This is a genomic window from Dehalobacter sp. (assembly GCA_023667845.1).
GTDB lineage: Bacteria > Bacillota > Desulfitobacteriia > Desulfitobacteriales > Syntrophobotulaceae > Dehalobacter.
This window is the reverse complement of the sequence record JAMPIU010000113.1, coordinates 1-4277: the sequence shown is the minus strand read 5'-3', so window position 1 is coordinate 4277 and position 4277 is coordinate 1. Positions and strand designations below refer to the sequence as shown.

The window sequence follows — 4277 nt, the reverse complement described above, 5'->3', positions numbered from 1 at the left end:
CCTCAACACGCGCCGGCAGTTCGGTCATGGAACGGCGATAAACGATGTAAACGTCTTTGGCGCCGAGACGAAGCGCTGTTCTGGCTGCGTCCATGGCCACGTTGCCGCCGCCAAGTACCGCGACCTGCTCTCCCACTTTGATCGGGGTCGCATGATTCGGGAAATCATAGGCTTTCATCAGATTCGACCGGGTCAGGAACTCATTGGCGGAATATACGCCGTTGTAGTTTTCACCCGGAATCTTCATAAAGTATGGTAGCCCGGCGCCGGTGCCGATAAATACGGCATCATAGCCGTTTGCCAGCAATTCCTGGACAGAGGTGACTTTGCCAACGACTTGGTTAACCAGGATTTCGACGCCCATATCTTTTAAGCTGTTGATTTCTTTCTGAACAATGGCTTTCGGCAGACGGAATTCAGGAATTCCGTACATCAGTACGCCGCCGGCCACATGCAAGGCTTCCAGAACAGTTACAGCATGGCCTTTGCGGGCGAGCTCAGCCGCACAGGTCAGTCCCGCAGGACCAGCACCAATCACGGCTACCTTTTTGCCTGACGGCGTTGCTTTTTCTAATTTGCTTGTGCCATTGGCCATTTCGTAATCTGCTGCAAAGCGCTCCAAACGGCCGATTGCAACCGGTTCGCCTTTGACGCCAAGGATACACTGGGCTTCACACTGGGATTCCTGCGGGCAGACACGTCCGCAAATTGCCGGCAAGGTATTTTTGCCTTTTAAGATGGACGCGGCTTCGAGGTGTTCACCCTCGGCTATTTTATTGATAAACTGGGGAATATCTACCCCTACCGGGCAGCCTTCCACACATTTTGGCTTTTTGCACTGAATGCAGCGTTTGGCCTCTTCCGCAGCGGTCTCTACCGCGTATCCCAGCGCAACTTCGCTGAAATTTTTCCCCCTGCCGATTGGATCCTGACAGGGCATATCATGTCGTGGTGCTTTTGATGCCATGATTATTTGCCCTCCTTTGCACACTGGCACTTGACTTTACCGTAAGCGACAGCTTCTTCATTTTTAAAGAAGGCCGAACGTTTCATGGCCAGGTCAAAATCTACCTTGTGGCCGTCAAATTCCGGCCCGTCAACACAGGCAAATTTGGTTTCGCCGCCGACATCGAGTCTGCAGGCACCGCACATTCCTGTTCCGTCGACCATGACAGGATTCATACTGACGATGGTCTTGATGCCAAGAGGTCTGGTAAAATTCGCTACGGATTTCATCATAACGACCGGACCAATCGCCCAGATCGCATCAACTTTGATACCCTGGTCCAAAACGGACTGGATGCCGTGCGTGACAAAACCTTTCATGCCATAAGTGCCGTCATCGGTTGTAATGACGACTTCATTACTTACGGCCCGCATTTCGTCTTCGAGGATCAGCAGGTCTTTAGTTCTTGCTCCGAGAATGGAGATGACCTTATTCCCTGCTTCTTTCAGGCCGCGCGCAATCGGATGAACCGGCGCAATACCCACGCCGCCGCCAATGCACAGAACCGTACCGTAATTCTCCATTTCGGTGGCTTGTCCGAGCGGTCCTACAAATGTAACAAAAGAATCACCTTCCTGCATCCGGGTAATCAGATTGGATGAATAGCCTACCTCCTGGATGACGATGGTGATTGTCCCTTTATCCCGATTAAAGTCCATGATGGTCAAAGGGATCCTTTCAGATTCCTCATTTTGGCGAACAATAACAAATTCGCCGGGTTGGGCTTTCTTGGCGACTTCCGGAGCTTCTACTTCCAGCAGTGTAATAATGTCTGCCAACTGCCTTCTTTTGACTACCTTATACACGTTGTCTCCCCCTCAGGATTATTCGTTGTACCGACCAAACGGATGAATGGTCCCCTTTTCCAAGCTATACAAGTATATACATCTATGTTTGGCACAGTAACACGTATTTGATACTTTACCTTGTTTATTATAAATGAACTTTTGCCCCGAAATCAAGTCTTTTCATTGTAAAATGTCCTTAGGGCTCAAAAAAACTCATTTTATATCATATTTTTAGATTTTTTCTAAATCTCTTTGTAAAGATAAAAACAATTAATGATTGTCCGACAACACCGCTTCCCGCGTCAGAAGTGCGACCCCAATCGAATTATCTGAACTCCATCCCGGCTTTGCCCAAAATAATCTGGCCTGAGATTCCAGCTTCTTTTCAAGCTGATTCCTTAGATATTGATTTGAGGCTACGCCGCCAACAATCAGAATATCTCTGAGTCCGGTATCGTCAACAGCTTTGGTCAAGACCTTATAAATCGTCCGGACAATACAGCCTTCCACCGCCCGGGCCAGATCGGCCGAACGTTTTTTTTCTTCGATCAGACGCTGAACTGCCGACTCGACGCCCGAGAAACTCATCTCATATCCTTTAACCGAGGAAGGCAGCAGGGAAGCAGATCCAGGCGCTGATTTTAAAGCCAGTTTTTCCAGCTCCTTTCCCGCCGGGAAAGGCAGCCCCAGACGCACGCCGACTCTGTCTACAAATTGACCGGCATGCAGATCACTGCTTCCACCAAGAATCTGCAAACTTAGTTTTCCGGGAGAATCCTTCCGGACTTTCAATACTTCCGTTGTTCCTCCCGAAAGGTGGACAGCCAAAAAATCCGTCAAAGCAAAACCTTCGGCGGATTCCAATCCTGCAGCCAGATGTCCTTCCTGATGACTCGTCGTTACAAGCTTTACATTTAAAGCGCTGGCCAGAGATGAAGCAACCGACCTTCCTGCCAGAAAGACCGGCATATAGGATTGCTCTGCCGGACGAGGTGCCGTACTGACGCCAATGCCGGCAATTTCCGGCCATATGGTTGGCGGAACCAGGGCCAGTAGTTCCGGAAGATTTTTAATATGATTAAAAAGAGCTTCCGACTGGGCCAAGCCTTTCTCTCCCTGAGGAACTTCGAGTAGGCGTCTTTTTTCCCAGACCAGATGCTTTTCTTGATCCACCACGGCAACGGATGTCGTGTATGCGCTTGTATCAAGACCTAAGAACATCATTTTTCACTCTCGTCCATCAGCTTATCTAAAATACCGTTAATGAATTTTGCTGAATCATCCCCGCCGAACCTTTTGGCAATCTCAATCGCTTCATTTAAAGTGACCCGCTGGGGCGTGCCGGGGCTGTACAGCATTTCATAGGCAGCAAGCCGCATCAGATTACGGTCCACATTGCCCATCCTGTCCAGAGCCCATTCGTGGGAAGTCGAAGCAAGCTTGGCATCAATATCCGTTTTGTTCTGCAGGGTTCCTTCAACCAGTTCCCTAATAAAATCTGCCGTCTTATCAGAGACGGCAAATTCCTGGATCCAATGCTGCAGGACTTGTTCCCGCTTGTCCGTTTCTCCCGTTATATCAATTTGATAAAGTATTTGCAGTGCCGTTTCGCGGGCCTTTCTTCGGCCCATTATTTTACTCATGAATATGCCTCCGGAATTTCATTCTACGTTTTATGTTTGCCCCAAAAAGGTATTCTATGTATTACTTTGCTCAGTCCGGTAGGCCAAACCCCATCATCCCAGCATTTTCCCAAGTAATATCCCCCGAAGGATAAGGCAGCTAAAAGCAGTGTCTGCCAAAATCCCAGCAAAATAAACATCAAAGCCACAAAAAAACCAATCAAAAAACCAAAAAATTTACCAGGATGATTATCAAGACACCATAGAAAAAAAATATTGAGTTTATCCCCGATATTTCTCCAGAAATTGCTCATCTCTCCACCCTGCTGCACTGTTCTATTTTTCTTTCAAATCTTTTTCTTTATTCGTTTTATCTTTGCTGTCTTTGACGTCCTTGATCTCAGCCGTGTTTTTGAACGCGATGCCTTGAATATGAACGTTGATGACCATGACGGTTAATCCAGTCATCCCTTCAATCGCTTCTTTCACAACGATCTGTACCTTCTGGGCTACATCAGGAATTGACACCCCGTACTGGACGGCAATAAACAAATCCACGGAAGCTTCTTTTTCGTCAATTTCAACTTTGATGCCCCTGGAACCTTTGGATGAATTTTTGCCCCGGCCTAAAATATTGGCGATATCCTGGGCGAAACCTCCGCTTAACTCAGCGACTCCCTCAACTTCTGAAGCTGCCATTCCGGCAATCACTTCAACGACCTCATCAGCAATTTTGACTGAACCGATTGAATGATCTATTTTGTTATTATCCATTATCGCACCTCATTTTCCATCTTCAACCTGTTATTATTTTTATTATAACAGAATCCCCCGTTGCCGCAAATCCCCCTGCCTGATTAA

At 47.7% G+C, this 4277-nt stretch carries 6 protein-coding genes; all 6 read right to left on the bottom strand.

Annotated elements, in window-relative coordinates:
- Window positions 1-967 (bottom strand): FAD-dependent oxidoreductase (locus NC238_08765; GenBank protein ID MCM1566022.1); only part of this gene is annotated, 967 nt, incomplete at its 3' end.
- Between the two features lie 2 nt (window positions 968-969).
- Entirely contained in the window at window positions 970-1812 is an 843-nt protein-coding gene (locus NC238_08760; protein ID MCM1566021.1) for a sulfide/dihydroorotate dehydrogenase-like FAD/NAD-binding protein, read from the bottom strand.
- A 252-nt stretch (window positions 1813-2064) separates the two neighbouring features.
- On the bottom strand, window positions 2065-3018 hold the full coding sequence (locus tag NC238_08755; GenBank protein ID MCM1566020.1) for an O-sialoglycoprotein endopeptidase: 954 nt from the start codon (window positions 3016-3018) through the stop codon (window positions 2065-2067).
- Window positions 3015-3437, bottom strand: coding sequence for a transcription antitermination factor NusB (gene nusB / locus NC238_08750; GenBank protein MCM1566019.1), 423 nt, complete (start codon window positions 3435-3437; stop codon window positions 3015-3017). Before nusB ends, NC238_08755 begins: the two co-directional genes overlap by 4 nt.
- A 23-nt stretch (window positions 3438-3460) precedes the next feature.
- The gene (locus tag NC238_08745; protein MCM1566018.1) at window positions 3461-3730 is read right to left on the bottom strand and encodes a DUF2273 domain-containing protein; all 270 of its coding nucleotides are present in this window, start codon (window positions 3728-3730) and stop codon (window positions 3461-3463) included.
- Window positions 3731-3752: 22 nt separating this feature from the next.
- Window positions 3753-4190, bottom strand: coding sequence for an Asp23/Gls24 family envelope stress response protein (locus tag NC238_08740; protein MCM1566017.1), 438 nt, complete (start codon window positions 4188-4190; stop codon window positions 3753-3755).
- Window positions 4191-4277: the final 87 nt, after the last annotated feature.

Bases quoted from the DNA above. Each gene is read 5' to 3' on its own strand.
- NC238_08745 (MCM1566018.1), bottom strand. From the start codon at position 3,730: ATGAGCAATTTCTGGAGAAATATCGGGGATAAACTCAATATTTTTTTT.
- NC238_08755 (MCM1566020.1), bottom strand. From the start codon at position 3,018: ATGATGTTCTTAGGTCTTGATACAAGCGCATACACGACATCCGTTGCC.
- nusB (MCM1566019.1), bottom strand. From the start codon at position 3,437: ATGAGTAAAATAATGGGCCGAAGAAAGGCCCGCGAAACGGCACTGCAA.
- NC238_08740 (MCM1566017.1), bottom strand. From the start codon at position 4,190: ATGGATAATAACAAAATAGATCATTCAATCGGTTCAGTCAAAATTGCT.